This window comes from Ancylobacter sp. WKF20 (assembly GCF_029760895.1).
In the GTDB taxonomy this organism is placed as follows: domain Bacteria; phylum Pseudomonadota; class Alphaproteobacteria; order Rhizobiales; family Xanthobacteraceae; genus Ancylobacter.
In genome coordinates this window covers 965,557-990,711 of sequence record NZ_CP121679.1, presented here as the reverse complement: position 1 = coordinate 990,711, position 25,155 = coordinate 965,557, and the positions used below count along the sequence as shown (strand labels likewise).

Genomic DNA, 25,155 nt, shown 5'->3' with positions numbered 1-25,155 from the left:
ATGGCCGTGAATGGGTGAGCGCGGCATGGCAAGCGCAAGCTCACTTCAGATACATCACACTGAACAACGGGTCCTGTCCCGGGCCGATCTCGAAGATGGTCACAAAATCATGCAGGTTGAAGAGCTGCAGCCTGCCACCCTGACCATTGGCCACCTTCAGGCGGGTGGTTGTTGGCGCGCCATCGCCCTCAATGCCGTAGACCACCACCGCGTGATTGATCTCATGCGCGCCAGATCCATCGATCAGAGTTATAAGCGGCCCGTGGAGGCGCAGAAGCGCGTCCCACCCCGACGCGGCTATGCACTGCTGATGTTGCTGGCCGAAGGGACCGCTCTGCTTCCACAGGCCGAGGTCGGCATATGACAAGGCCGAACCCGTCACCTGCTTGAGAACGAAAGCGCCTCCGAGCCGTCCGGCGGCCTCGGCCATCGTATAAGGTCGGCTGTCTTTCCAGCCGTAGAGGACCGCAGTCGCGGCCGCCCAGCAAAGATTAAGATTGCCTTGGTCCACCGCTGCGATAGGCGGGCGGACGGTAAAGTTGAGACTGGGCACGGCAGTTCTCCTCTCGTTGGAGATGGTCACAATGCCCATGTGGCCGGGCGTGAGATGCTCAGCACCATGGCCTTGGCGTCGCTCGGGTTGGGCGTGGCGCCGATGGGGTCCAGCGTTTCCTCGAAGAGGTCGCCCAGCGTGCTGATGGACGCCCCCTTGCGCACAAGGACGCGCATGATGCGCCAGCGGCCGACCTGTCCTGTCGGCACGGATGTGTCGGGCGATGGCCAGATAGGCACGCCGCATCCGGTCACCACGGGAGCACTGCCGCGCACTAGATTGTCGAGCGGCACGACGACGGAAGGGCGCTCGATCATCCGCCCGAGACTGTCATGGGCCGGGATGGTCAGCACCGCGAGCCGCAGCTCGTCGACGGAGGAGGTGTCCTCGACAGGGTGATCCGGCAGAAGCTGCACCGGGCCGTCGCCGTCGCGCAGCTCAATCCCGCCCCAGCCGGTCGCATTGCGGTTGCGGACGAGCGTCAGGTCGGACACCGCCACGGTGCGCGGGCTTCCGCCCCCAGCCACGCGGAAATGCGAACTCGGCACGGTGAACTGGCACCAGACGGAGGAGGTGTAGTCCGACAGGCGCAGCGGGCGCACCGTTTGGGGCGTGGTGCCCTTGAGATGGAGTCTGGCGTCCTCGCTAATGGGCGTGATGGCGGCGCGCGTCTCCAGCGGCAGGGTAACGATAGAGAGCCAGCCGAGCTCGGGCGCCGGGCCCTTGCTGCGGCGAAGCTGCACCGCGACATCACCGGTGGGCTGCCAGGTGTCGCCCTTCTCTGGCTTGGAACGTGCGGACACCACGAGGCGCAACGCCGCCACCTCGCCCGCCTCTAACTCTATCGTGCAGAATGCGGCATTGGGCGAGCTGGACGGCGCCCAAGCGCTCTTGGCCGGGCCGGGGTCCTCGTGGCGGAGCACCCAGGCGGAGAGCCTGAGTTGGTTGCCGGTCCGCACGGCTCTGAGGATCACCCTCTGCCCGCGTCTGGCCGCGCGGGCAGGCGAGCGACCCCTCGGTAGGGGCTCCAAGGCCAGTCCCACCTCGCCCACGGCGCCAGCATCCGACCAGTCCAGCACAATGCCCTCATGGCGGGCGCCGGGCGCGGTGCTGGTAATGGGAAGTTCCGTCGCACCGGGCTCGAAGGGGATCGCGCCCAAACCCTCCGGGTCTTCCTCGCGGCGGAATTTCAGCTTGATCATCGACCAGGGCGCGAGATCGCCGCCGCGCGGGGTGACGATGACGCTGGCATGGTTGAACGGGCCGACCGGGTTGCCCCGGTCGAAGCTGTAGCCGATAGGGCCGTCAAGGCTCAGCGGGATCGCGTCGCCGCTATGGGCACGGCCGGTGCGGATCGGGTCGGGGCCGACCTCCGGCAGGAACTTCAGGTTCGAGAGCGGCGTGTCGCCGAAGCTCGGCCGGGGATGGCGGGCAATCTCGCAGGCGACGGCGAGCCGGTCGCCGAAATGATCGTTGCGGTGCATGGCGCCGGAGAACAGCGCGAGCAGCGGCGGCACCGTGCCGGGGGCGGCATCGTCCGTCTCGGTCAGCGGCAGCACAAGAGCGAGCGGCGGGCGCTCGACGGCGCGGCCATTATCGGCGTCCTTCACATGGTGGTCGATCCAGCCGCCGGCCGGGCCGAGATCGCGGCGCGCATCCACCTCCTGACGGAACAGCGGCGCGTAGCGGCTGACCAGGCGCAGCTTGAACCGCCAGAGGTTCCAGCCGCCGCGCCAGTCGAGATCGCGGGAGAGGACGACAGGCGGCGACGGGGCGGTGGCGGGCGCCGGACGGCTCGCAACTCGCGGCATGACTGCCAACGCGTGCGCCGCGCGCAGAGGACCGTAGGCGACGCGGCCGACATCGCTGTCCGCGCGGTCGTAAAAGGCATCGTCCGGGCTCAATGCCCGTGGGGTACCGCGCCAGGACCAGCGTTGCGGCACGAGGCCCGCCGTCGCGCAATAGCGCAGGAGGCGCGGCCCCTGCTCTCCGAACAGTCCTGGCGGCAGGACGAGGTTCACCGCCCGCTTGTCGCCGCTGGCGCTCGCGACCAGCGCGCTCGCCAGAGACTGCTCGGCGATGGGCAAGTCGCGCGTCGCGACTTCGACGGGAACCACCACCGCCTGCCCAAGCAGCCAGTCAGTGCCGTCGAAGCGCGAGCGGGTGCAGCTTTCCAGCACCGCCCTTCCGAGACGTTCATGGTTGGGTCGCCGATTATCGAAGGGGCTGGCGTCGGCCCTTATCGCCGCGCGGGCGCGCAATTCGTAGACATGGCCGGGACGGAGCCCGGCGACGATGCGTCTGCTCTCCCGCCCGAACGCCTCCCGGGCTGCGGCGTTCAGGGTCACGGAGGCGGTCGGCCGTTCCAGAACATCGGCCGTCTCCAACAGAGGCGCGCCGATTTGCCGGCGCGCGGGGAAGACCTCCCACAGCTCGATGCAAAGCGCGGAGACAGCCGGGTCCGGCAGTTCCTCCTCGCTGCGTCCATCGGCGGGAGGTGCCTTGGCCTGAAGCTTGTTGAGCTGCGCGGTGACGCGCTGGCGCAGCGGCGCGCCGTGCGGCAGGGCGAAGAGCGCGCAGTTGGTCCACCGCTCCCAGCTGTGCCGGTCGATGCTGGGGCCGGCGAGCGTGACGGTGACGCTGGTGCGAACCGTGCGGTTCGAGAGTGGGCGATCCGGCGCCGGAAGGGTGTCCGCTACATCGAGACCATCGAGCAGCAACGGTTCGACCGGCTTGCTGCGCGCGCTGCGCTCGCTGCCGGGGGTTTCCGCGCTCTCCTGCCCGGCGATGAGGAGACGCACCGGACCGGGTTCGACAGTGATGTTGAGAGAGGTGCTGGCGAGGTGGAGATAGACGCCCTCGCCGCCCGGAGGCGCGCCCGGCGCCTCAAGGGTGGACGCCGTTGTCCAGCCCTCCTCGAAATCCGCCCGCAGTTCCTCCTCCGCCCGACGCGGCAGATCCTTGAAACGGATGGTCGCGGCGCCCGAGCGCGCCACCTCCACCCGCCACCAGCGTTCACCTGACTCCGCTGGCGTCGCGCCGGGGTCGGGCGGAACGGTCAGCTCGACGGTGTGGATCGGCGCCGACGCACCGGGGTCGCGGATCGTCACCGTGAGCGTCCCCGCGTGGGTGGTGACGAAGCCGAAGCACAGCGCCGCGTTCGTCTCTCCCGGCCAGTCGATCAGCGTACCGCCGGTCTCCTGATCGTAATTGAGGCGCAGACCGACCGTGGTGAGCGCCTGCGCGGGAAGGCGGCGGGGGAGTTCGCTGGCGATCAGCGCCACCGGCGCGAGCAGGGACGGCAGGTCGTGGCTGAGGGTCGGCGTGCCGATGCCCGTCGTGCGAGGATAATTGGCGAGGGTCGCGATCTGATCCCGCACGTCGAGCGTCACGCCGAACAGATAGGGGTTGTCCGCCGCGCGCAGTCCCGGCGCGAGCACGCCGCCCTGCGCCACCAGATGGCCGGCGACCTCATAATTATAACCGAAGGAGAAGGCCGGCAGCGGGGCGACGACCGCGCCGGCCGCCTCCCCCGCGACAAGGGGGCGCGGCTTGGGCGGTGCGGCGGCGATGACCCGCGTGGCGGGGGGACCGCCCCCCGTACCGGGCTGGTCGAGCACCGGATCGCCAGCCATGGGCGCGGTCGCCCAGCTATTGGCGAATTCGGCGATGGCATCGCTGACGCCTACCTGATCGCCCGGCGCCGCCGGCAGCGGATCGACGAAGTTGCGCTCGGTCGTAGCCGACAAAGGCACCTTGATGAGCGCGTCGTCCGTCGTCCCGCCGAGATAGAGCCGTGCCGGATTGAGCGAGACGAAGTTGGTGGCAGTGCTAGGCCCGGACCGGCGGACCAGCAGGCCGTAGCCGGAGAGACGCGTCCAGGAATCGACCGTGCGCGGAAAGGTCTGGATCTGGTCGATCTGCAGCGCCATGGGCAGCGGCAGCGGGGTGATGCGGTCGAACGGGTCGGCGCGGAAGGCGATGCGGCCCGCGAGCCGGGCGGCTTCCTCGGCGGCCAGTTGCAGGATGAGCGTCAGGAGGGCGCGGACCGGGTCAGGGGTCGGTCCCTCGAGCCGCGCGAGGAAGGTTCGGTAGAGGCCGGGCTTGGGGTCCGGCCCCCAGAGCAGCACCGCCATGGCGCCGCTCAGCCGCTCCGCAAGTCCGCGCCTGGCGGGCGGGTCCGGGGGCGGGACGGCCGGTGCGCCGTACCAGTCGTCCCGCCCTGCCACCAGCCCCTCGATGAAGGGCCCGGCAAAGGCGAGCGCGGCGCTGGCGCGGGCACGCTCGAAGGAGGTGCGGGCGAAGGGCTCGCCGGTGCCCGGCGCGGGATCACCGGTCGGGAGCGCCGGCGGCGGGCGCCGTTCGCGGTTGACATGAAGGGCGGCGCGGTTCGACTGAGTGGCCGGGAGTTCGTGATAGCGTAGGCCACGCGTCGTCTCCGGCGCGCCGGACGAGGCCGCCCGGTGCAGCCACAGACGCCGGAGGATGTCGGTGTCGGCCGGCAACCGCACGCCGGACGCCTCGCCGCGCAGAACGGCCCGGAGATAATCGAGAGTGAACGGCGAATGCTCGGAAAATCCGAGCGCGTCCATCTCGTCCTGCGACACCCGCAGCGCGGCGGGAACGCTGGCGGGGCCGACGACCGGGAGCGATGCCAGATGCGCTGCCAGCAGGTCACGCGCGGCGGCGGTGTCCTCGTCAATCAACGCCTCGATCAGCGGCACCTCGAAGCGTCCCACCGTGTCGAACCGCTGGGCCAGCACCTGGGCCGCGATGAGGTCCAGCACCGCCTTGAGCCAACCCAGCGCGGCGTCGTCCAGATCGGGAGCGGGAGCCTCCGCCGTCGCGGCCTTGCGCCATTGCGCCACCGCGCGCGGCAGGACCGAGCGGATGCGGGCCAGCGGGTCCATGGCGTCGGCGAGGCGCTGGGGCAGTTCGGCGACGCTTTCGCCGGTCGGCAGGGTGAAGCGGTAGGCCTCCGCGCCGCCGATCACCGCGACGCGCTGGCTGAACAGGTCGATGACGCGGCCTTTTGTGAGGTTGGCCACCATGTTCTTCTTGGTCAGGCTGGGCTCGACGATGGCGATGCAGTCGGGGTCGGCGGATCTGAAGACGAGTTCTTTCAGCCCATCTCCATTGACGTCTATGTGTTCGCAAGCGCCCGGCACGAACGCCTTCTCGTCACGCCAGCCGAACACCGGCGCCGCGACGAAGCGGAGCCCATCCGCGTCGGCCGTCAGCGCGGCGCGTGAGATGGCCAGCAGCGCATGGGACCGGCTGGCGCAGGGCACGGGATGCGGCAGCGTCGGCAGGCGCTCGATGAAGCCGGGCACCGTCCCCTTCGTGCTGGTCTCTTCATTGCGCGGCCCGAGATGCAGGGCATCGTGGCGCAGCACGCCGTTCTCGAAGGCGATGGCGTCGATGGCCGCGTCGAGTCGGGTGATGAGGCTGGGGGCATCGATCACAGTCGAGACCGGCGCGACGTGTTGAGCGTCGATTGCCGTATAGACGCCCGCCGCGTCGACATAACCGATCTTCCAAGCTGCCGCGTCGTGCGGATTCCAAGCGGCTGCGGCGCCCGCCGCGCCGCGCCACTTCCACGGCAGCAGTGCATCCACCAGCGCCCGAGGATTAGCCGGCGCCGCCGGGACATCCTTCCAGCTCGCGGAGAGCGATATGGCCAGCCAGACCGGGGCGTCGGCCGCGCCGGCCCACTCGCCATTCGACTGAATCCGGTCGACCTGAACGCTGACCTGGAGCTGGGGCATGATCCTGCGCCTTTGATGGAGGGTCGGAAGGCACGTAGGGGAGTTGGATTGCCGGATCAGCCGAAGCTGGCGGCGTAATCGGCGGCAGGGGCCTCGGCGCGCTTCTCGCCGGCGATCTTGTATTCGACGGACTGGTTCACCCGCAGCGTGTAGAACATGCTCATGCGGAAGCTCAGCCGCAGCGTGCCGCGCGCCAGCATGACCGCGCCGTCATAGGAAACCTCCAGCCGCAACATGATGTTGGCCGTCATCAGCCCGGCGACGTCGACCGCGCCGCGCGCGAGCAGGAAGACGGTGATCGCGGTGGAGTCGCCGCCCCCGGCGGTGCTCCAGGTAAGCGCGACGCTGCAACCGATCTGCAACCACACCCCGCCGGAGACGACGCCGAAACCGAAGGCGAGGCCCGTGCCGGCGCAGATGGCGATATCGAGCGTATAGGTCAGCACCGACCCCTTCGGCCGGTAAGACAGGCGCTGGGAAATATAACCGCCGCCATTGAGGATCCACACCGCCAGCGTGAACGGTGCATCGCGGGAGGACAGGTCCAGCGTCACGCCGATCTCAAATTCCGGGACGGCAATAACGGCGAAGCTGGCGCCGAGACTGAGATCGGCGACCGAGAAGGCACCGGTGGCGATCATCGGCAGCGCCATCGAAAGGCGCGCGACCAATCCGACCGGCGTACCGCCGCGAAGCAGCGGCTGGACCCCGGCCGGTGGCGAGTTACCGAAGGCGGCCAGGAGATTGGTGAGGAAATCGAGGCTCGGCGCAAGGATCACGCGCTCGGTGGCGATCCGGAAGTCGATCTTGCCGCTGTCGTCGAACAGCAGCGGTGTCTTCTCGAAGGTCACGACGTCCATGCCGCCATTGATGACGCGCCAGTCACCGCCGATCATGCCCTTGGCCGTCTTCTCCATCCGGCCGGAGGCATTCATGCGCATCTGCGTTTCCGCCCGGAACTGCGCGTTCTCGACCGTCAAGGCCACGGGGCCGAAGTCGAAGATCGTGGTGGTGCCCTTGAGCGGCACATCGATGTCCGCTCGCATCCACGCCTCGCGCGCCTCCTTGTCGAAGCCGCGCGTGATCTTCACGCCCTGGCACTCCTTGCCGGACAGATCCGGGAAGCCCGCCTGCCGCAGTAGCTCCTCGATTTTGAGGCCCGCAATTTCTGGAATGATCCCGCCGAGCGAGCAGCCCGACATGGCGGCGGGAAGACAGTCCTGCGCGAAGCCCATGATGGGGGTGCGCACGCCAAAGGAACCCAGAAGTTCGCCCGCCGCCGCCGCCGTGTTGGCCGCACGGTTGGCGAGGGCGAGGACCGGGGTGACATCCACCACCGGCTTCACCAGGTCGAACACATAGGCGACCTCCGGCCGGTTGAAGCCCAGCGTGTCGCCCTTGGGCGGCTCACCCACCGCGCGGATGAGGCGCAGGACGTTGTCGCCCTCCTGATAGAGATCGCGGGCGCGATTAATGCCGGCGTCGATATCCTGCTGCCGCACGCCGGCACGCCGGGACAACTCCTCCCCGACGCCATCGAGCACGCTGTCGACGCGGTCGGTGATGGCGCGGGCCTGCCGGGCGACGGTGGCTTCCACCTCGGCGCGCAGCGCGTCGACCGTGGCTCGGCCCTTGTCGATCTGGTCGAACACCACGTCGATCTGCCGGTTGAGGGCGTCGGCGAGGCTGTGGATCTGCTGCTCGATCGCGGCGGCATTTCCCTGCGCCCCAGCGACCGCCCGCTTCAGCTCGGCCGAGAGATGCGCCGCCTGATCTTCCACCTTCGGCGCGAGCGAAGAGGAGAGCCCTTCCAGATAGGTCGTGACGGGCTTCATAGCGGCGTCGAGCTTGTTCTGGACCGCTTCGGTCTGCGGCAGCGCGTCACGTAGCTTAGCGCGCGCCTCCGTGAGTTTGCCGTCGACAAGGGGGCTGAAGGCGGCAAGTTCGGCGGACATCGCCCGCAGCCGGGCGGTTGCATCCTTCGCGGAGGCCACGATGGCGGCGTCGGCGGTGCTGAACGCCTCATCCATCAGATTCCCGGCAGCCGCGTGCGCCTCGCCGATCCCGGTGACAATCTTGTCGGCAGCCGGCAGGACGCTCCCGGTCAGAACACTCTGCCACGACGCTGGCGCGCCATTGGTGAACTGCTCTTGGGCTTCATCCAGCGCCTCCGCGACAGCCGCGAGGGCGCCGGTCGCCGTGCTTTCAAGCTCGGTTATAAAGGTATTGAGTCTTTCGCGAAGATTTGAGACGGCCGTGTCGATTGCCTTCAAGGCGGCGATGAGCTTCTGCTTGGCCTCGTCAATATGGTCCGTCGGCCATTTGTCGATCGCGCCCTGCAATGTGGCGAGCGCGGTGAGTGTGGCGGTGATGTGCGCCTCCGCACCCACGATGGCCGCTTGCGCCGCCGCCGGCACGTTGCGTGCGGTGGTTAGCCGGCTTACCGCCTGCTGTGCATCAAGCGCCGCCTTGCGCAGCACGCCGACATAGGTGGCGAGTGGGTTCTTCAGATCTTCAGGCAATGTGCCCGGCGTGCAGTTCTCAATGGCCGCGATGAGTACCGCACCATCCTGCAATCCGACGAGGGCCCGGCGCGCGCTTTCGGCGGTGGCGGCGATCTCCTCCGCCACGCCCGGCAGGGCGCGGCGCACGGCGCCGAGATTGACGGTGATCGTGGCGAAGGCGGCAGCGATGTCGGCGCGCAGCTCCGCGACGGCGTCCTTTTGCAGTAACTTGGTAGCCTCGATCGCGCCATTGAGCGCCTCTTTCGCCCTCTGGCGCGGCCCCACGAGGGGACTGCCGACGGCCAGCGTGTCGAGTTCGCGGGCGAGGCTGTCCAGCTCGGCCCGCCAGCGGCCACTGATCTCCCGCGCCCTGGCGGCGAGTTCGGCGTGTGCTTCCGCCACCGCGCCCTCGTCCTCGGCCTTGGCCCGCCCGCAGAGCCGTGCGGCCTCAGCCTTCGCCGCCTGCCTGACCTCGGCGGCGAACTGGGCGGGAAGGTCGACCAGCCCGACGCTGCCCTCGATCTGCTGGCCGAGGCCGCTTGCCCTTTGTGCGGCGTCCTCGAGCAGCCTGTTGAGCTCGCCGATGAGATGCGCCTCGCAGTCCCGCACCGCCTGCTTGGCGAGCCTGCGCCCATTCTGCAGCGCGCCTGGCCGCAGCAGATCGCGGGCAAGCTGGTCGAAACGCGCGGGGATGGTACCGAACAGCCGGTCGATCTGCCCGCGCAGATCCGCCGCATATTGCGCCGCCGCCTGGCCGGCCTGCGCGCCGTTTGACGTGGCGGACCGGGCGCGCGCGCGCGAAATGGACACGTTCTTGAGGACTGCCGCCGGTCCCTCCGTCACCCGCCCGGCGCCGAGGCGCGCCGGGAGGCGGCCATCGACCAGATCGAGCGTGAGCCGGTCATGCCCGCCCCCGCCGCGCGGCGCCGGCGGCAGCATGCCCTCATGCAAATCGGCGTCGCCCGGCTTGCCACTCTCCTTCACCACGGGGGCGGGCGCGTCGCAAAAGTCGATGCCCTCGACCGCGTGCCAGCTGTCGACGAGGTCGCCCGTCTCGGATTTCCGGGTTGAAGTGTAGAAGACCAGCTTCTCCGGTGTGGCGACATCGACGCTCATGTCGTTGCCGTCCTCGCCGGGCATGACGAGCTGGATCAGCGGCTTGGGGTAGAGATTGGCGATGCTGTCGGGGTCGCCGGAGGGCGGCGCGTTGGCCAGTTCCTTCTGCCAGAGCGGCACCGCCCATCCCTCGTCGCGCACATCGCCGCCCCAGTTGGAGTCGACGCGGATGCGCCGGGTGACGAAACGCGCGCCGGCGAGGCAGCCGGCCTCGGCGCTCGCCTTGCCGTCCTCCGGGTAGCGCCGTTCGGGCTGGAGGATGTCGATATATTCCTCGACCTTGCGCAGGATGGCGCGGCCGGCATGTTCATCCTGCTTGTAGCGCACGCCCTCCGCATAGAACTGCGCCGGCGGCACCACGGTGCGGCGATAGATCACCACATGCTTGGCGCGGTTGTGCAGGCCGCCGATCCGCCCCAAGCGCTCGAGCTTGTAATGGCTGAGGCGGCCCATCGCGGTCTCGGTCTCGATGACCGACTTGCCGCCGGCGAAGGCCGCGCGCTGGCGTCCCCAGCCGCCGAGCGCGGAGAAATGCAGTCCGCCGATGCGGCCTGTGGTTGAACCCGGATCGGCATAGCATTCGGCGAGAATGTTCGCGCTGTCGAAGGCCCAGGGGATGCCGCCGGGAAAGGCCTCGCGACTGGCGGCCTCATCATTGGGGTCAGCGAAGCTCTCCAGGAAGGCGGGGTCAGCGCGGCCCGCGCCGGGATAGCCCGATGGCGCGGGAAAGCGGAAGGGAGTCTGCGGGCCACCACCCTTTTCATCCCTGCGGCGGAGGGTGAAACGCAGCCCCTCGGAGGTCTCGAAATCCTCGGAGGGATGGTCGCGCCAGAGCTTGTCCACCGCGATGCGGCTCGATTCCAGCAGGAGCAGCGTCTTCACGCGCTGCGGGAGCGCCGGCACGCCGCGACGCGGGGCGATGCTGGGCGGCGCCCCGATGATGCCGGCCAGTTCCGCAAGCCGGGTGCGCTGGACCGGGCGGTGGTTGACCAGAAGTCCATAGGCGAGTTCGACCCGCAGATCGCGCACCACGGCGCCGGGTTCCGCATCGGACACACGGTTGAACAGGCGGCGCAGATTCCAGCCGGGCTCGCGCGAGCCGCTGTCGCGAAGCGTCGGGTCGAGGTCGATGCGTGTCAGTGAACCGAAACGCATCGCCGCGGGCATTTGGGGCTCGATGTCGGCCGGCTTGCGACCGGGACCGTTCTTCTCCATAGCCTCGCCAAGCGTCTGAGCGGGCAGCAGCAGGCGCACTTCCTGCGCGCTGTCGCGAAAGCGCCAGACCGGCACGCCGCCTTCGGGCGCGCAACGGGCGACGTGATCGGACGTGTCGCTGGTTTCCGGCCGCAGCCCCTCCACCGCCGCGATGCGGAAGGGTGTGGGATCGAGGATAAGCAGCCTGCCGGGCTCCTGGCTCGCGCCCTCCACCGCGCTGAGCGTCCACACGACACCCTGGTCCTCGGCGCCGTCGATGGTTTCCTCAGCGTGCAACGTGAACGGAGGGCGCCCGTCCGCGTCGCTCGGGCCGGCAGCCGGAGTATCGGGCGACAGGTCGAGAATAAGGCCCTGCGCAGCCTCATGCGCGACATCGGACTGGAACGCGGTTTCCTCCGGCAGCAGCGGCGACTGCTCCACCGGGCGCACCCGCGTCACATCGAGCCGCATGGAGACTAGCAGATGCGGGCCGACCGGTCCGCCATCGGGCCGCCGGCGTGGCACCCGATGGGTGATGATCTGGGCCACGCGCTGCGTGGGCAGCTCGAACTCGACGCCGGCGACGATGATGGAGGCCGGCGCGGAGAGCCACGGCGTCGCTTTAGTGCTGATCTGGTAGCAAACGCCCTCGCGACCGAGAGGCGGCTGCCACGTCGCGGTGTCGATGTCGATCGGGGCGAGCGCGCCGGGGACGGTGCCGAGACGCTCGCCCTGGGACATGGTGATGGCCGACAGGTCCATGCCGATGGGCCGGGCGGCGCCCGCCAGCTTGCCGAAGGATTTCCATGGATCCTCCGTCGGCACCGGTTCGAAGGAATGCAGCCGCCAACTGGCATTGGGATCGCGTGCCCGCACCGCCCAGTCCGGCGCCGCAGTCGCCTCAAACGGTCGCAGCCGACGGCGCGGCGCCCCCTTCACGGTGAGCGTTCCCACCACATGCCAGGCAAGCCGATCCGTCGCCTTCCGACCGTTGTCATCCTGGTCGACGACCGTGTAACCGGCGAGCATGGTCGCGCCGGAGAGCGGGCGCAGCCGCCTCAGCACGGCAGCGGCGGCGTCCTGATCCCGGTCGACGATCGCCGCCAGCACGGCCTCGATCGAGGTATCCCGCGGCTTCGGCTCAAAGCGGGCAGCGGCGATCCACGACACCTCGTCGGAAGGGGTAAGCCGCAGGATCGCATCTACGGCCGGCTGCTCCTGGCTGATCGAAAGACCGCTGCTAAAAGGCGCGCTCTGAAGAGAATGGGCGAGTTCCGGCGGCAGCCGCAGCGTTTCCGACGCGAAGCCCTTGAGCAGTTCCGCCCAATGAGTGGCATTGCCGACCCGCAGATTGATCTCGCAGCGCAGGATGAGATGCGTCGAGGGGCTCCCTCCCGGCATAAGCGGGGGACACCTGATCTCGCGAAAACCCGCTTGCCGCCGTCGGCTTTCCAGGCCCGTCGGCGGCGCCGCCGCGAAGGCCGGCAGCAGCGCGAAGACCGGCGATTCATCCTCGGTGCCGACGCCGACCGACAGGGCGGGCCCGCCATTCGCCGTGAGGTCATGCAGCCCGAAGACGGGCTTGTCGGAGGACGCGCCGAAATGCAGGCTATCGGTATTGGAGTAGGCGAGCTGAAGGCGGGTGAAGCGGCAGCTGCGGTTCGCGGGCTGGGCGACATCGTCCGCCTCGAACCAGAGCTTGCGCTTCAGTTTTTTGCGATCAGCTTCGGCGAACAGGAACAGGCGCATGTCGTAGCGCTTGCGGCCGGCGTCCGCGGACCGGTCCTGCTCATGGGCACTCACCGCAATGGGCACATGGCCGACAAAGGCGAAGCCTTCCAGCGTCGGCGAGCCGAGCCCCTCATGGCTGGCAGGCCAGGCCGAACTGGCGTCCAGTTTGAGCCGCGAGACCGCCCATGTGGGGTCGATCGGCACTAACGGCTCATCGGGACAGACCACCGTGGCGGCCGTGTCGAGCCAGGCGAGCGGTGTGGGCAAACCGCCGCCCGCCATGAAGACATCGCTGTAGCGGAAGAAATGCACGCGGGCGATGCCGTCAAGATGGAATTCCTTGCCGTCCACGCGGGGCGTCGTCTTTCCACCCGAACCATCCGACAGGCCGACCTTCTCGGCCCCCTTTGTTAGCCAGTCGTCCAGCGCCGCGCCCGGCGCCAGATCGAACAGGGATTGGAGCGTCTCGTTGCCTGGCGCGGCTGTCAGATAGACGCGGAGCGCGTCGGGGTCGAGAAAGGCGACATGCCAGTCGCCCTTGATCGCATCACCCTTGGTGCCGATGGCAACAACCAGCGGCTTGCCGTTCGTGGTCGGCTTGGTAAGCGCCAGCAGAGCCAGCCGCGCCGCGATGACTGCCATGATCTCCCCCCGCGATAACAGGCACGAACCGCCGGAGCGGCAGGCACGGCACCGCGGGCGGCCGACGGGGCCGCGGATGACAGGTCAGGCTGTTCAGGCCGCGTCCGCAGAGGTGCGACGCGCGGCGCGACGGAGAGTCGTGGAGGCGATGGAGCGCCTGTCGCCCCCTCAAACTATGCATCTATAAGTTGTATAATCACAACCGAACGACCACAAGAGGATTTCTGTGATCGGTGGGCCTTTTGGCGTGCCGGCCGCGCGTGCCTGACGCCGCCACGCGCCGCGCCGTCGCCTCTGGACGTCCGTTTAGCTCCATGCCAGAGCAAGGTGTCGGATGCTCAGCTATCCCCGCGCATCTGGTCCGCTGGAATGGGCGTCTCCATGATCGACACCGCCTCCCCCGCCGCCGACGCCGTCGGAAGCGGCGCGACGCAGATCTCCTGCTCGCGCGGCTTCAGTGAGTGGCTTGCCGCCCATGCGGTCAGTCTCGCCTTGTCGTCCTACCAGACCGGGCAACTGATCTTGATCGGGCGCAGCCCGCAGGGCGAGGTGTCCTTCCACCGGCGCGATTTCCAGCGTGCCATGGGTCTATGGGCTGAACCCGGCCGCCTCTTCGTCGCAGCCCGCCAGCAGATCTGGCGGCTGGAGAACGTGCTGGCGCCGGGCGAGGTCGCCAATAGCGTCTTCGGCACGCTTTATGTCCCGCGTGCCGCCGACATCACCGGAGATCTCGACATTCACGAAATCGGCCGCGACGCGCAGGGGCGGCTCATCTTCGTCAACACCCGCTATTCCTGCCTCGCCACGGTAAGTGCGACCCACGCCTTCCAGCCGCTCTGGAAGCCCCGCTTCATCTCGCGCCTTGCCGCCGAGGATCGCTGCCATCTGAACGGCCTGTGCCTTGAGGCGGGCCACCCGCGCTATGTCACGGCGGTGGCGCGGACTGACGTGGTAGATGGCTGGCGCGCCCATCGCGCCGGCGGCGGCGTGGTGATCGACGTCGCCGAAAACACGGTAGTGGCGGAAGGCCTATCGATGCCGCATTCGCCCCGGCTGTATCGGGGCGAGCTTTATGTGCTGGATTCCGGGCGTGGCATGCTGGTGCGCCTCGATCCCCGCTCCGGCGCGCGCACTGAGATCGCCTTCTGCCCGGGCTTTCTGCGCGGCCTGTCGTTCCACAACGGCCACGCCATCGTCACGCTGTCCCTGCCGCGCGACAGCAATTTCGGCGGCCTGCCTCTTCAGGACGCCATCGCCCAACGCGGCGGGGAACCCTGGTGCGGGGTGCAGATCATCGACCTCGCGAGCGGCGATATCGTCCACTGGGTCCGCTTCGAGGGGGCGATCCGCGAGCTGTTCGACGTTGTAGCTCTGCCGGGCATCCTGTGCCCGATGGGAGCCCCCAGCCAGGGACCAGACTTCGCCAGCGTCATCACCATGGAGGCGCCCGCGCGCGACCTCGACGCGCCGGGCTGGAGCTGACGCGCGTGGGAAGGCCCGCGCCTCAGAAGCGGATCAGCAACTGGCCGCTGAAGGCGCTCTGCGTGGCCGACGAGGCGATCTGGCCGTCATAGACCAACGCGAGGCTCGCCGTCGGGCCGAAGCCGATGCCGAGGGAGGCGCCGAGAACCAGCGCATCCTCAGCGATGGGAACCCCGGACACGATAAAGGCATCCGAGCCGCTGGCGAATTGCATGGTGGCTTCGGGCGTGATGTCGCCGAAGGCGTGCTGCCAGCCGACCGTGATGCTCGGCGTGTAGCGGCGGCCCTGCGACTCAAAACTCTTGCTGATGGTGACGCCGAGGGTGCCATAGACGGTGTCCATCCCGCCGCTCGCCACATCGAGCGCGGCGCTGGACCCGCGCTCCAGCGCCGAGGCGTCGTCGAGATTGACATAAGCAAGACCGGCAAAGGGCTCGATCCGGTGGCCCTCGAGCGCGAAGGCATAGCCGATCTGGCCGAAAATCTGCGTCTCGCCCGTCGTGTAGCTGGTGCTCGCGCCAGCGTCATAGCCGGGGAAAACGATGCTGCGCGTGACCGACACGTCATGCCACGTATAGGCACCGCCAAGCCGCAGCGCGAGCGGTCCATATTGCCCGCCGGCATAGAGACCCGCCGTGTAGCTGTCCATCGAGCCCGAGGAGGCGCGGTCCTCCACATCGAACCAGGAGCTGCTGTAGCCGCCGAAGACGCCGCCGCGCCAATTGGCGTTGAAGGTGGCGTCGAAGCCGGCGAGCACGCCGCCCACCGAGTTCGCGATGGTCGCGGCGTTGCCGTCGCCGAAGCTGTCGCCCAGGCCGCCGACACCCGTGACCCACATGACCACGGGCAGCGTGCCGAGCGCGGCGGTTGCCGGGCCGGTCAGGTCGCCCTCGCCGAAAGCCTGGCGCAGCCGCATGTTCACCGCGTCGCGCACATAGGCCGATTGCTGCATCATTACCGTCTCGGCCGAGGCGTAGATCTCGCCCGAGAGCGCGTCGAAGGCGGCATAGGCCTGCCCCGAGAGCTGCGCGGCCACCGCGTCATAGACCGGGTTGCCCGCACCGAGCGATTCCACGCCAATGGCGGTTGCCCGCTCATTGGCCGTGCGCGCTTCCTGCCAGAACGGAATGTCGTTCCGCACCAGCGTGACCTCGATGTCGGTTGCACTGTAGCTCAGCACCGGATCGAGGAAGGCGAAATTGGAGGTGGCGCCGGAGAAGGTACCGATGATGCCGCCCGCGGCGGAGAGGACGTTGAAGCTCCACGAATTGGCATAGGAACCCGCCGCACCGACAACTTTCAGTTGTGCCCCGTCCGCAATAGTCACATAGCCGCCGACCGCGATCAAATCGCTCACCTGCCCCGGCGCGACATCGACTTGATAGATGGCCCCGGCATTGAAGGCGGCATTGCCGGCAACGACCAGCGTGCCCGGCGAATAACCCGGCGCGACTACACCGCCCGAATTCACGGTCAGCGCGGCGATGGTGCCCGTGCCGCTCAGCAGGCCGCCCGCGCCGATGGTGAAGGATGAGCCGCTGGTGACGCCGGAGGCCAGCTCAAGGCTGGCCTGCTGCACGAAGACCGGCCCGGCGAAGGAACTGCCGGCATAGAGCACCGAGCCGCCGCCCGTCAGCGTCACCGAGCCGGAGCCGGTGAGCGCCGCGGGAAACACATAGAAGCTGGAGAGGTCGTAGACGAGCGCGCCGTCATTGACGATGGGACCGACGATCCAGCCCTGCGTGCCGCCATTGCCGATCTGCAGCGTGCCCGCCGTGATCGTCGTCCCGCCGGTGTAGCTATTTTGGCCGGTGAGGATCAGCGTACCCCAGCCCTGCTGGACCAGCGCGCCGGTGCCGGAAATCGTGCCGTCGAGGATGAGCGTATCGGACCGATTCACGGCCAGTACACCGTCATTGCGCACATCGCCCACAAGACTGCCCGTGGTGCCGCCATGGCCCAGCGTGACCTGTCCGCCGGCAATGGTCGTTCCGCCGGTGAAGCTGTTGTCGCCGTCGAGCACCATGACGCCGGAGCCGGTCTTCACCAGACGGCCGCTGCCGGCGATCACGCCGGAGAAGCGGGTCGACTGGTTGTCGCCGCCGGTCGTGAGCGTATGGGCGCCCAGTTCGACACTGCCCTCGCCCGCCAGCGAGCCGATGGTCTCTGACGCTTCCAGCGCGAACGTGCCGGGCGCGTCGATCTCGACGCCATGGCCGTCCGCCAGCGCGCGCCCACCGGCCGCCACGAGCCGCCCGGCCATAATGCGGGTGCCCCCGTCGAAGCTGTTGCCACCGGCTAGCCGGACCGTGCCGTCACCGCTCTTGATGAGCGTGCCGGTGCCGATGATGGTGCCGTTAATGCCGAGTGTCTGCCCGTCGAGCGCACTCAACACGCCGAAGCCGTCGAGCGTGATCGTGCGTCCGGTGTTGAACGACCCCGCCGCGAGCAGCCCGCCGCGCGCGAGTTCGATGGTGCCGCCGGCAACCCCGAGGCCGGCATCGCGCGCGACCTCGACCATGCCGCCGCTCACTCTCAGCCCGCCGACAAACTCGTTGTCGCCGGTGAGCACCAACCGGCCAGCGCCGATCTTCTCCAGCCCGCCGGTGCCGGTGATGGCCACGCCGATCGTGGCCGTCACGTCATGGCCCTCGACCCAGATCCGGCTGCCATCATGTACAGAGAGACCGGAGCCGGCGTTTGCCGGGGCGATGACATAGCCATCGCTGACGAATTCAAGCTGCTCGAAGGAGGCGCGGCCCTCAAGCGTGACGGTGCCGGCGGTGCCCATGAAGATGCCGAACTCGCCACCCCAGGGATTTTCGATGCCGAACGCGGCTTCCACCCAGGTGTCGCTCGTGGCCGTCCAGCTGCCCGAGCCGCCCAGTGCGCCCCCGGTTGCGGTCCAGAACTGGAAGGGACTCGCATCACGGAGGGCGAGGTTGACCTGCCCGTCATTGCTGAGGTCGAGCGTCGTTGTGTAGCCGACCGGCGTGGAACCCAGCGTCACGCTGCCGGTCAGGCTGCCGCCATAGCTGAAGGCACGGTAGATGCCTGCCCCGTGCGGCGGCGCGCCGGCGACATCCAGCGTGCCGCCAAGGGCAAGATCGCCTCTCACGGTGACGATGCCGGAATTGGCACCGGACCCCAGCGTAAGGAGGGATATCGCGGCCGGATCCAGCGTCGCCGTGGCGGCAAGGAGCGGGATGGCCTGCGGGTTGTCCTTCCCCGACCACCCGCCCGCAAGGGTTCCGCCCGCGAGCACCGCGATGGAGTTGACGGAGCCGAATCCCGTCAGCGTCGCACCGCCCGCCACGGTGACCGGCGATGCCGCGAGCGAGGCGCCATAGAGACCCAGCGTGCCGGTCAAGACGGTAGTAGGGCCGGAGAAGGAACTGTCGGCGGTCATGGTCAGCGTACCGGCACCCGCCTTGACGAGGCTGCCGCTGCCGCTGAGCGCGCCATCCAGCGTCACCGTCTGGCCGGCCGCCACATCCAGCGTGCCGCCGGGCGGCGATACGGCGAACAGCCGTTCGGTCTGGAAACTCGCGGTCATGGCAAGCGTTCCACCGGCAAGGGTTACGCCGCCTGTCACGGCCCCGAGCGCGCTATCCGCCGCCACCTCGACGATGCCATCGCCAAGGATGAGGCCGGCGCTGAAGCCGTTCGTGCCGGCCAGCACCAGCGTGCCGCGGCCGGATTTGGTCAGCGCCGAGGCGGAATCCTCGGCCATGCCGGCCGTGAGCGTCAGCGTGGTCCCGGCGACGACGTCGAGAACCGTACTCGTCAGCGTGCCGGACGCCGTGCCGTCGAGCACAACCGGGCGCGCCGTCGCGAAGGAGCCCGTGGTGGCGAGGGTGCCGCTCTCAAGCGTGAGCCCCCCGGCCCCGCCGCCGAGCGCGGCGTCGGCGGCGATCACCAGCGTCGAGCCATTGGCGATGGTGATGCCGCCGGAAAAGCTGTTGCTGGCGGTCAGGGTGACGGTCGCGCCTCCCTGTACCCTCACCGCGCCGGTGCCGGAAATGACGCCGGCAAAGCTCTGATCCACGGGCGCATTGAAGACCAGGACGCCGTTATTCGTGACGCCGCCAAGGATCGAGCCCGCGACATTGCCATTGCCGAGATAAAGCGTGCCCTGCTCAATGGTGGTGCCGCCGGTGAAGCTGTTGGCGGCGGTGAGATACAGTGTCCCGTCGCCGGCCAGCGTCACACCGCCGGTGCCCGTGATCGGACTCGCCAGCGCGCCGCTGATCGCATTGACATAAATCGTCGCCATCCCGCCGACGTTGATGTCGTTGCCGATCTCCAGCCCGTTGACGCCGAAGGCGAGCGTGGTCCCGCCGCTCATGTTGAGCGTGCCGGTGCCCAGCGCCTGGCTGCTGCCAACGCGGACGGTGCCCTGCGTGAGGTTCACACCGCCGGAAAAGCTGTTGGCGCCGTTGAGGGCCAGCGTGCCGCTATCGGTGAGCGTCAGCCCCCCTGCCCCGCTCACCACGCCGCTGAGGGTGAGGGTCTGGCCGGGCAGCACATCGACGGAGCCACCCGCCGCGCTGAGGGTGACGGCCTGCCCGATCGACAGGCTTTGGGTCGCCTGCAGCGTTCCGCCGGCGAAGGTGAGCGTGCCGCTGCCGAGGCCGAGACTGCTGGCCGAGGCGATGGACAGTGTGCCGTCCTCGATCGTCCAGCTCAGATCGACCGCGGGTGTGCCGGTCAGCGTCCAGGTGCTCGTGCCGAGCTTCTCCATCGTGTAGAAGCCGGCAATGGTGGCGCCAACGGGACCGACATTCGTCATGTCGAATATGCCGTCGGACGCGCCGCCGAGCGCCAATATGTTGGTATTGCCGGTGGCGACGATGCCGCTGGCGCTGTAGCCGGCCTCCAGTATCACCGTGTTGGAATCGCCGGAGATCAGGAAGGCACCGGCCTGCGAAAGCCCGCCGCCGCTATTGCCGCCCGCCGCACCGCCGGCGAGGGACAGCTGGTTGTTACTGCCGGTGATGAGGATGCCGACATTGCCGATGCCCTCCTCGCCGGGCGTAAAGCGCCCGCCGCCCTCCTGCCCGCCATCGCCACCGGTGACGGTGGCGCCGCCGGCGATGGAGACATCCCAGCCATCGCCGGAAATGACAAGACCGGCGCCGCCGAGACCGCCCGCGCCGCCGTAGCTTCCGTCTCCGCCATCGCCACCATCACCACCCGTGACGCTCTGCTGGATGATGAGCGTGCCGTTATCGCCGGAAAGAAAGACGCCATGACCGCCGGCACCGCCATCGGCGCCGCCGCTGGCGATGATGGTGGGCAGTTCGCCCGGATGCGGGATGATGACGACGACGCCATCGCCGCCATTGCCGCCATTGCCGCCGCGCACCTGCTGGGAAATGACGATGGGCGACGCGCCCGGGGTCAGCGACGCGCCAAATCCTCCCGCGCCGCCATTGCCGGCGCCACCCGCGACAGTTCCGTAGAAGCCGTCATAAGCCGATCCGTCGCCACCATCGCCGCCAATACCGCCGACTAGCACGCCGGTCGGCGACACCGAGTTGAAATAGCCATGGGCGGCCCCGCCGCCGCCACCTCCCGAGCCGCCACCCTCCCCATCTCCACCGGCGTCGCCATTGCCCGCGGGATTGGCGCCCACCGGCGCGAGGCCGCCGGCCCCGCCGCCGCCGCTCGTTCCCGCGGGGCTGTCACCAGGCGCACCGGCCCCGCCGGTGACACCGGCGCCGCCACCGCCACCGCCACCGCCGCGGGGATTCGACGAGCCGTTTCCGCCGGGTCCGACGGGGTTCGAGACGCCGTTCGGCGTGGGATCGAGCGCGTGGGCTTGCGGCGCGGCACCGGCAAGCGCCAGCACGGCCAGAGCGGCGGAGGCCATGAGCCGCGCACGACGCCCGGCTCCGGGCCGCGCGGGTCGCTCAGCTGGATAAAAAATGCGGGAAGGCGGAGGAGACGCGTAAGAGGTCAGCGGCAGGCCTGGACCTGTCTGGGATGAAGTCCACTTCGCGATCCGCATCGCGCACCACCGACCTGGTGCCGGGCGGGACTGGGCGCACTACGCCGTCCGTCCGGCTGATGTTCAAGCCGTACCATGAGACCATAAAAACTGACAATACGTTGCGTAATGTTGCTGGAGATACGCGCCCGGCGTCCGCACCGTCAGCTCAGGATGAAGAACACCTTGCGCACATGGGTCAGGTTCTCCCAGGTGCCCTTGAAGCCGCGCGCGACGACGAAGCTCTCGCCGGGGCCGAATTCGCGGGCCTGTCCGTCAGCGTCGGTGAGGCGGACGCGGCCCTCCAGCAGATGGCACATCTCGTCATAGTCGCAATCGACCCGCTCGCGGTGCGGCGGCGCTTCCCAGATGCCGGAAAAGGCGCCTTTTTCAACCTGCGTGAAGTGCCGCCGGCTCTGCGCCACGAAGGGCACGTCCACCACGGCCGGATCGTCGGTGACGATGTCGCGGGCGGGAATGGCGTCGGCGTCGAAGGCGATGACGTGGCGGGGTGACATGCTGAAGGCCCTCATGAATCAAAACCGACGCCCATGGCGTCGAGCAGGCGGTTGAAGCGCGAGCGGCGCCCGTCCTTGTCCTCCTGCGCCAGCCCGATCTGGGCGAGCCGCACGCCGAGCCAGCGCAGCGGCTCCGGCGGGAAGGGAAAGGGGCGCGTGCGCGACATGGCGAGGCGGGTGCGCTCCGTCTCCACACCGTCCAAGAGGTCGAGCATGGTCAGCGCGGCGAAACGGCTGGCGGAGACGCCCTGCCCGGTGAAGCCCATGGCGTAAGCGAGCTTTCCGCCAGCGGCGAGGCCGGCGAAGAAGGTGGTGCGTGCGGACGTGTCGATGATGCCGCCCCAGGCATGGGTGAACGGCACATGGGCGAGCTGCGGCAGCGCGCGGGCGAAATGGGTGGCGAGCTTGTTGTAGGTCTCGGCCCGGTCGAGCAGCGCCGCATCGCGCCGCGAACCGAAATGATAGATCGCGTCATAGCCGCCCCAGAGGATACGGTTATCGGCGCTCTTGCGGATGTAGTGGAACTGGTTGCCGCTGTCGGCGAGCGAGTGCCGCCCGGTCCAGCCGATGGCGGCGAGTTCGTCCTCGGTCAGCGGGCGCGTCATGATCGCGTAGTCGAAGATCGGGATGACGCTCGGGCGCAGTCGGCGCAGCAGCGGCGGGGCGGCATTGGTGGCGAGCACCGCCCTGCCCGCCTGTATCACGCCGCCCGGCGTCACCAGCTCGATGCCGGTCGCGCTTTCGCTCAGCGCTGTCACCAGCGTGTCCTCATACAGCTCGATACCGAGCGAAAGGGCCACGCGGCGCAGCTCCGCCACGGTCTTGGCCGGGTTCACCTGCGCATAGTTCGGCTCGAACAGGCCGGCGCCATAGACCGGGCTGTCGAGCTTTTCCGCCAGCGCCGCCCCGGTGAGCGGGTGGCTTTCAATGCCGAAGCGGCGGTGATTGGCGGCGAGTGCCTCCAGCCCCTCGATCTGCCAGGGCGTCTCGGCCAGCATCAGCTTGCCCGGCCGCTCGAACTCGATATCGAGGCCGTAGCGGGTAACATCGTCGGCATAGGCGTCGAGATTCGCCCGGCCGAGGCGGATCAACGTTTCCACCTCGCGCGGCCAGCGGCGCAGCGCATTACCGAGGCCATGCGAGATGGACGGCGCGCAGAAGCCGCCATTTCGGCCGGAGGCGGCGTTGCCGGTGCGGCCCGCTTCCACCAGCACGATGCGCGCCTGCGGGTGGCGCTCGCGCGCCTTCAGCGCGGTCCACAGTCCGGTGAAGCCGCCGCCAATGATGGCGAGGTCCGCCCGTGTGTCGCTGGCGAGCGCCGGCCGCGCCGGCACGTCCGGCACGGTGTCGAACCAGTAGGGGCGCAGCGCCGCGTTCTTGAGAGTGGGCAGCAGATCCATCACGCGGCGGCCTCCGCCAGCTTTTCTTCCAGCGCCGCCAGCTCCTCGCGCGAGTTGACGCCGGTGACTTCCAGCTCGCCCGCCTCGACGGTGGCGACGCGGTAGCCGTCGGCGCGGGCGAGCGCGACGATGTCGGTGAGGTAGTACTCGCCCTTGGCGTTGGCGCAGCCGACGCGGGCGAGCCAGGGAAAGAGACGGTTGCACAGCACCGCCATGACACCGGAATTGCAGAAGCCGATGGCCCGCTCCGCCGCGCTCGCGTCGCTGTGCTCGACGATGCGCAGGAGGCTGCCATCGTCCGCCGTCACCAGCCGCCCATAGGCGCGGGTATCCGCAGGGAGGAAGCCGAGCACGGCGAGCGCCACGTCATCGCTCACCGCCGCGCAGAGCGCGCGCATGGTGGCGGGGGTGATCAGCGGCACGTCGCCATAGAGGATCAGCACCGTGCCATCGAAGCCGGCCAGCTCGCCCTCCGCCGCGCGCACCGCATCGGCGGTGCCAAGCTGCTCATGCTGCACGGCCTTGGGCAGAGCGGGAAAGGCTTCCTCGATCTGCTCGCGCCCGGCACCGACCACCAGCACGACCTTCTCAGCCGCGATCTGCGCGAGGCTGTCGAGCAGATGGGCCAGCATCGGCCGGCCTTTCAGCGGATGCAGCACCTTGTGCAAGGGCGAACCCATGCGGCTGCCCTTGCCGGCGGCGAGCACGATGGCCGCGATTCTGTGGGCGGCGATGGGCGGTGTCGCGCTCATGCCGGCCCCGGCAAATACCAGCCCCAGCTTTCGGCGGGGTCGAAGCGGGTGATCTGCTTGGTTTCGAAATAGGCATCATAGCCGGCGCGGCCGAGCTCGCGGCCGATGCCCGAGGTCTTGAAGCCGCCCCAGGGAAGCTGGGTGAAGGTCGGCTGCGAGCAGTTCACCCAGACGATGCCGGCGCGCAGCTTGCGGGCGACGCGCTCGCAGCGCGCGAGATCATCCGACATGACGGCGGCGGCGAGGCCATAGGCGCTGTCATTGGCAAGAATGAGCGCCTCCTCCTCCGTATCGAACGGGTTCACGCAGACCACCGGGCCGAAGATTTCCTCGCGCCAGATGCCGGCATCAACAGGCACGTCGGCAAAGATGGTGGGCCGGAGGAAATAGCCCTGAGCCAGCCCCTCCGGCCGCTCGCCGCCGGAGACCAGCCGCGCGCCCGAGGCCTTGCCGCTGGCGATGGCGGCGAGGATCTTGTCGTACTGGCCCTTGGAGACGATGGGCCCGAGCTTCACGCCCGGCTCGCTGCCCGGCCCGATGGTGATGGCCTCCGCTGCCTCCTTCAGCCGCGCCAGCAGGCGGGGATAGACGCTGCGCTCGACCAGCACGCGGGATGTCGCCGAGCAGACCTCGCCCTTGTTCCAGAAGATGCCGAACAGGATCCACTCGACCGCCTTCTCGACATCGCAATCGGCAAAGATGAGGAAGGGCGACTTGCCGCCAAGCTCCAGCGCCACGGTGCGGATGCCGGCCGCCGCCGCCATCATCACCTTGCGCCCGGTGGCGACCGAGCCGGTGAAGGCGAGCTTGTCACAGAGCTCGTGGTCGGCGAGCGGCTGGCCGGCCTCCGGGCCGGTGCCGGTGACGAGGTTGAACACGCCCGCCGGAATGCCGGCCTCATGGATGATCTCGGCCAGCTTCTCGCAGGAGAGCGAGCAAAGTTCGGACGGTTTGAGAATGAGGGTGCAACCGGCCGCGAGCGCCGGCGCCACCTTCCACACCGCCATCAGCAGCGGGTAGTTCCACGGCGTGATGGCGCCGACCACCCCCAGCGGCTCGCGGGTGATGCTGGCGCGGAAGCGGGCGTCGCCGACATCGATCTCCTCATCCGCGCGGCTGTCCTCGGCCTCGGCAAGGCCGGCGTAATAGTCGAAGGTGAAGGCGGCATCGCCCACATCCCATTCGGCTTCCGGCAGCGGCTTGCCATTGTCGTGCACCTCGATAGCGGCGATCTCGACGAGGCGATCCCGCAGCCCCTGCGCGACCTTGCGCAGATAAGCCCCGCGCTCGGCGCCGGAGAGGCCCGACCACACGCCGGTGTCAAAGGCCCGGCGCGCGGCGCGCACGGCGCGGTCGATATCCTCGGCCTGCCCGGCGGCGACATGCGCGAAGGGCTGTTCGGTCGCCGGGTCGATGGCCGGGAAGCTGCCGCCGGCCACAGGAGCGGCGAAGGCACCGTCAATGTAAAGGCGCGTTGTGTGCATCGGGCTCGCCCTCTTCAGA

9 protein-coding genes are annotated in these 25,155 nt (G+C 68.9%); 1 reads left to right on the top strand and 8 read right to left on the bottom strand.

Translation table 11 applies throughout. The features are described from left to right. Positions 1-40: 40 nt before the first annotated feature. The 3 genes from AncyloWKF20_RS04350 to AncyloWKF20_RS04340 are packed head-to-tail and all read right to left on the bottom strand — an operon-like array spanning position 41 to position 13,508. A complete protein-coding gene (locus AncyloWKF20_RS04350) occupies positions 41-553 on the bottom strand; it encodes a papain-like cysteine protease family protein (protein ID WP_279316690.1) in 513 nt (170 codons plus the stop codon). 26 nt (positions 554-579) lie between these two features. Further along, positions 580-6,321 carry a hypothetical protein gene (locus AncyloWKF20_RS04345; protein WP_279316689.1) on the bottom strand — a complete coding sequence of 1,914 codons (5,742 nt, stop codon included), beginning with the start codon at positions 6,319-6,321 and terminating at the stop codon, positions 580-582. A gap of 56 nt (positions 6,322-6,377) precedes the next feature. Continuing rightward, positions 6,378-13,508 carry a hypothetical protein gene (locus AncyloWKF20_RS04340; RefSeq protein ID WP_279316688.1) on the bottom strand — a complete coding sequence of 2,377 codons (7,131 nt, stop codon included), beginning with the start codon at positions 13,506-13,508 and terminating at the stop codon, positions 6,378-6,380. 381 nt (positions 13,509-13,889) lie between these two features. On the opposite strand from AncyloWKF20_RS04340, the gene AncyloWKF20_RS04335 reads away from it, so the two are divergent. After that, positions 13,890-14,990, top strand: a complete 1,101-nt coding sequence (locus AncyloWKF20_RS04335; protein ID WP_279316687.1) for a TIGR03032 family protein — start codon at positions 13,890-13,892, stop codon at positions 14,988-14,990. A 22-nt stretch (positions 14,991-15,012) separates the two neighbouring features. Here the strand turns inward: AncyloWKF20_RS04335 and AncyloWKF20_RS04330 are convergent, their stop codons facing one another. The 5 genes from AncyloWKF20_RS04330 to AncyloWKF20_RS04310 all read right to left on the bottom strand — a co-directional run bounded on the left by AncyloWKF20_RS04330 (position 15,013) and on the right by AncyloWKF20_RS04310 (position 25,136). Then, a complete protein-coding gene (locus AncyloWKF20_RS04330; RefSeq protein WP_279316686.1) occupies positions 15,013-20,865 on the bottom strand; it encodes an autotransporter domain-containing protein in 5,853 nt (1,950 codons plus the stop codon). A 281-nt stretch (positions 20,866-21,146) separates the two neighbouring features. Then, on the bottom strand, positions 21,147-21,500 hold the full coding sequence (locus AncyloWKF20_RS04325; RefSeq protein WP_279316685.1) for a cupin domain-containing protein: 354 nt from the start codon (positions 21,498-21,500) through the stop codon (positions 21,147-21,149). Between the two features lie 11 nt (positions 21,501-21,511). Next, the gene (locus tag AncyloWKF20_RS04320; protein WP_279317880.1) at positions 21,512-22,900 is read right to left on the bottom strand and encodes an FAD-dependent oxidoreductase; all 1,389 of its coding nucleotides are present in this window, start codon (positions 22,898-22,900) and stop codon (positions 21,512-21,514) included. Continuing rightward, the gene (locus AncyloWKF20_RS04315) at positions 22,900-23,652 is read right to left on the bottom strand and encodes an NTP transferase domain-containing protein (RefSeq protein ID WP_279316684.1); all 753 of its coding nucleotides are present in this window, start codon (positions 23,650-23,652) and stop codon (positions 22,900-22,902) included. Before AncyloWKF20_RS04315 ends, AncyloWKF20_RS04320 begins: the two co-directional genes overlap by 1 nt. Then, on the bottom strand, positions 23,649-25,136 hold the full coding sequence (locus AncyloWKF20_RS04310; RefSeq protein ID WP_279316683.1) for an aldehyde dehydrogenase family protein: 1,488 nt from the start codon (positions 25,134-25,136) through the stop codon (positions 23,649-23,651). The genes AncyloWKF20_RS04315 and AncyloWKF20_RS04310 overlap by 4 nt, the downstream gene beginning before the upstream one ends. Positions 25,137-25,155 lie beyond the last annotated feature (19 nt).

What these genes read in the sequence shown, in the direction of transcription:
- AncyloWKF20_RS04345 (WP_279316689.1), bottom strand. Translation starts at nt 6,321, where the DNA reads ATGCCCCAGCTCCAGGTCAGCGTTCAGGTCGACCGGATTCAGTCGAAT.
- AncyloWKF20_RS04340 (WP_279316688.1), bottom strand. Translation starts at nt 13,508, where the DNA reads ATGGCAGTCATCGCGGCGCGGCTGGCTCTGCTGGCGCTTACCAAGCCG.
- AncyloWKF20_RS04335 (WP_279316687.1), top strand. Translation starts at nt 13,890, where the DNA reads ATGATCGACACCGCCTCCCCCGCCGCCGACGCCGTCGGAAGCGGCGCG.
- AncyloWKF20_RS04330 (WP_279316686.1), bottom strand. Translation starts at nt 20,865, where the DNA reads ATGGCCTCCGCCGCTCTGGCCGTGCTGGCGCTTGCCGGTGCCGCGCCG.
- AncyloWKF20_RS04325 (WP_279316685.1), bottom strand. Translation starts at nt 21,500, where the DNA reads ATGTCACCCCGCCACGTCATCGCCTTCGACGCCGACGCCATTCCCGCC.
- AncyloWKF20_RS04320 (WP_279317880.1), bottom strand. Translation starts at nt 22,900, where the DNA reads ATGGATCTGCTGCCCACTCTCAAGAACGCGGCGCTGCGCCCCTACTGG.
- AncyloWKF20_RS04315 (WP_279316684.1), bottom strand. Translation starts at nt 23,652, where the DNA reads ATGAGCGCGACACCGCCCATCGCCGCCCACAGAATCGCGGCCATCGTG.
- AncyloWKF20_RS04310 (WP_279316683.1), bottom strand. Translation starts at nt 25,136, where the DNA reads ATGCACACAACGCGCCTTTACATTGACGGTGCCTTCGCCGCTCCTGTG.